Consider the following 3396-nt stretch of genomic DNA (forward strand, 5'->3'; position numbering starts at 1 on the left):
GCAAACGGACGCCCCCGCTCCGACGGATGGGAAACGGGGGCGTCTGGTCTGCTGGCTTCCCCTCTCCCCCCACACGGGCGAGGGGCGCCAAAGGCTATCCGAGGTCAGGCGTTGTACGAGCCAGACGTCGTGTGGGTCTGGCGCTCGAACGGCCACTCCGTGTGAAAGGTGCCCTCCTTGTCCACCCGCTGATAGGTGTGCGCGCCGAAGTAGTCGCGCTGGCCCTGGATGAGCGCGGCCGGCAGGCGTTCGGACCGCAGCCCGTCGTAGTAGGCGAGCGACGAGGAGAATGCGGGCGTCGGGATGCCGGCCTGCGCCGCGTGCGCCACGATCCGCCGCCACGCCTCCTGCCCGTCCGCGACCGCGTCCCGGAAGTACGGGGCGACCAGCAGCGACGCGGGCCGCTCGGTCGCGTACGACTCCTTGATGCGGTCGAGGAACCGGGCACGGATGATGCAGCCGCCGCGCCAGATGGTGGCCATGGCGCCGAGGTCGATGTCCCAGCCGTACTCCGCGCTGGCCGCGGCCATCTGGTCGTAGCCCTGGGCGTAGGCGACGACCTTCGAGGCGTACAGCGCCTTGCGCACGTCGTCGACGAACGTCTCGCGGTCGACCCGCGGCACCGAGCCCGGCCCCGGCAGCGCCTGCCGCGCGGCGACCCGCTGCTCGGGGTGCGCCGACAGGGCCCGCGCGAACGTGGCCTCCGCGATGCCGGTCACCGGCACGCCGAGGTCGAGCGCGGTCTGCACGGTCCAGCGGCCGGTGCCCTTCTGCTCGGCCTGGTCGAGCACGACGTCCACGAAGGCGTTGCCGGTGGCGGCGTCGACGTGCCCGAGCACCTCGGCGGTGATCTCGATGAGGAACGACTCCAGGTCGCCGGAGTTCCACTCGGCGAAGATCTCCGCCAGCTCCTTCGGCGACGCGCCGAGCCCGTCGCGCAGCAGGTGGTACGCCTCGGCGATCAGCTGCATGTCGGCGTACTCGATGCCGTTGTGCACCATCTTGACGAAGTGGCCCGCGCCGTCCGGCCCGACGTGCGTGCAGCACGGGGTGCCGTCGACCTGGGCGGCGATCTTCTCGAACATGGGGCCGAGCGTCGCGTAGGACTCCTTGGAGCCGCCGGGCATGATGCTCGGCCCGAGCAGCGCGCCCTCCTCGCCGCCGGAGACGCCGGCGCCGACGAAGTGCAGGCCGCGCTCGCGCAGCTCGGCCTCGCGCCGCCGGGTGTCGGCGAAGTGCGCGTTGCCGCAGTCGATGACGATGTCACCCTCGTCCAGGTGCGGGACGAGCTCGGAGATCACCGCGTCGGTGGGGCCACCGGCCTTGACCATGATCACGATCCGGCGCGGCCGTTCCAGCGCGGCGACGAACTCCTCGACCGTCTCGGCCGGCACGAACGTGCCCTCGTCACCGTGCTCGGCCACCAGCGAGTGGGTGCGGGCCGAGGTGCGGTTGTGCAGGGCGACGGAGAAGCCGTTGCGGGCGAGGTTGCGGGCGAGGTTGCGGCCCATGACCGCCAGCCCGGTGACCCCGATCTGTGCCTGATTTGCCATGTGCCCACTCTGCCCGAGGAACGCGCCGGACGCACTCAGCAGTTGCCGTGTCGTCGCCCGCAGGTATGACCAGTCGGTCACTCGTCCCCGGGCTCGTCCAGCTCCTCGCGGATGATGTCGTCGATCCGCCGGTCCGCCCGCCGCAGCGATCGCAGAGCTGCCACAACGAGAACGCCGACTACCGCACCACCGATGATGATCGTCAACGCGACCATTGTTGAGGCTCATTCCGTTGTGCCGGCTCGCGACGCTGGCCATCCCCAGGCACGGGAACCCTACTCAATTCTCGATCGGGATGCACGGATGGCGTATGACAGTCCACACGAGTGAAATGGGTCTGCGTCCACAATCGTTGTAGATGACGTGCGAAACACGGACGTGGTGGTGATCGGGGCCGGACAGGCCGGACTGTCGAGCGCGTACTTCCTGCGCCGCGCCGGCATGGACTTCACCGTGCTGGACGCGAACCCGGGTCCCGGCGGCGCGTGGCGGCACCGGTGGCCGACGCTGCGGATGGCGACCGTGCACGGCATCTTCGACCTGCCGGGCATGAGGTTCGCCCCACCGGCACCCGACGAGCCCGCGGCGACGGCCGTGCCGGCGTACTTCTCCGCGTACGAGCGGGAGTTCGATCTGGACGTGCGGCGCCCGGTCACCGTGTCGGCCGTGCGTCCCGGTCCCCGGTTGCTGGTGGACACCCCGGCGGGCACGTGGTCGGCCCGCGCGGTGATCAACGCGACCGGCACGTGGACGCGCCCGTTCTGGCCGCACTACCCGGGCACCTTCGCGGGCCGCCAGCTGCACACGGCGGACTACCGCGGTCCCGCCGAGCTCGCCGGCAGGCGGGTGCTGGTGGTGGGTGGCGGCACCTCGGCGGTGCAGCTGCAGCTGGAGCTCGCGACGGTGGCCGAGACCTTCTGGGTCACCCGCCGGCCGCCGGTGTTCCGCACGGAACCGTTCACCCACGAGTACGGGCGCGAGATCATCGCGCGCGTCGACGAGCGTGTCCGCGCCGGACTGCCACCCGAAAGTGTGGTTCACGCGACGGAGTTGATGCTGACCCCGGAGATCGTGGCCGCACAGCGGAAAGGGCTGCTGGCACGGCGACCCATGTTCGACCGTCTCGTCCCGACGGGAGTCGCGTGGGCGGATGGCACCACACTGGACGTTGACGTGATCCTCTGGTGCACGGGCTGGCGCGCGGCCCTGGATCACCTGGCACCACTGGGTTTGCGCGGTCCGGGCGGGGGGATCGTCATGGACGGCACGCGGGTCGTCGCCGAGCCGCGCCTGCACCTCGTGGGGTACGGCCCGTCGGCCAGCACGGTGGGTGCGAACCGGGCCGGCCGCACCGCGGTGCGGGAGATACGCGGGCTGCTCGGTGCGGATTCGGCGGTCGCGTGACAATAGGTGCCGTGCGAACCTGTCCCTGCGGAACACCACTCCCCTACGACGATTGCTGTGGTCGCGTCCATTCCGGCGCCGCGACGGCCCCGACGGCCGAGGCGCTGATGCGTTCCCGGTACAGCGCCTTCGCGACCGGCGACGCCGAGTACCTGCTGCACAGCTGGCATCCCGACACCCGGCCGCGGACGCTCAGGCTCGACCCGGGCCAGCGCTGGGAACGCCTGGAGATCCTCGGGACCACGGGCGGCGGCCTGCTGCACACGGAGGGCACGGTCGAGTTCCGCGCGCACTACCGGCACAGCAGCCACACCGGCTTCCTGCGCGAGCGCAGCCGGTTCACCCGCCTCGACGGCCGGTGGGTCTACGTGGACGGCGACACCACGCTGCCGTAACAGTTGTCACGTCACCTGATCGAGTGACTGAAAACGGGGTACCC

4 protein-coding genes are annotated in these 3396 nt (G+C 71.0%); 2 read left to right on the plus strand and 2 right to left on the minus strand.

Annotated elements, in window-relative coordinates; all coding sequences use genetic code 11:
* Positions 1-104: 104 nt before the first annotated feature.
* Together gndA and ACJ73U_RS04145 are read right to left on the minus strand one after the other, a co-directional pair.
* Entirely contained in the window at positions 105-1553 is a 1449-nt protein-coding gene (gene gndA / locus ACJ73U_RS04140) for an NADP-dependent phosphogluconate dehydrogenase (protein WP_407776164.1), read from the minus strand.
* Positions 1554-1630: 77 nt separating this feature from the next.
* On the minus strand, positions 1631-1759 hold the full coding sequence (locus tag ACJ73U_RS04145) for a hypothetical protein (RefSeq protein ID WP_407776161.1): 129 nt from the start codon (positions 1757-1759) through the stop codon (positions 1631-1633).
* A gap of 157 nt (positions 1760-1916) precedes the next feature.
* On the opposite strand from ACJ73U_RS04145, the gene ACJ73U_RS04150 reads away from it, so the two are divergent.
* A complete protein-coding gene (locus tag ACJ73U_RS04150; RefSeq protein WP_407776162.1) occupies positions 1917-2957 on the plus strand; it encodes a flavin-containing monooxygenase in 1041 nt (346 codons plus the stop codon).
* Between the two features lie 11 nt (positions 2958-2968).
* Positions 2969-3352, plus strand: a complete 384-nt coding sequence (locus ACJ73U_RS04155; RefSeq protein WP_407776163.1) for a YchJ family protein — start codon at positions 2969-2971, stop codon at positions 3350-3352.
* Positions 3353-3396 lie beyond the last annotated feature (44 nt).

The organism is Actinophytocola sp., assembly GCF_045807065.1.
In the GTDB taxonomy this organism is placed as follows: domain Bacteria; phylum Actinomycetota; class Actinomycetes; order Mycobacteriales; family Pseudonocardiaceae; genus Actinophytocola.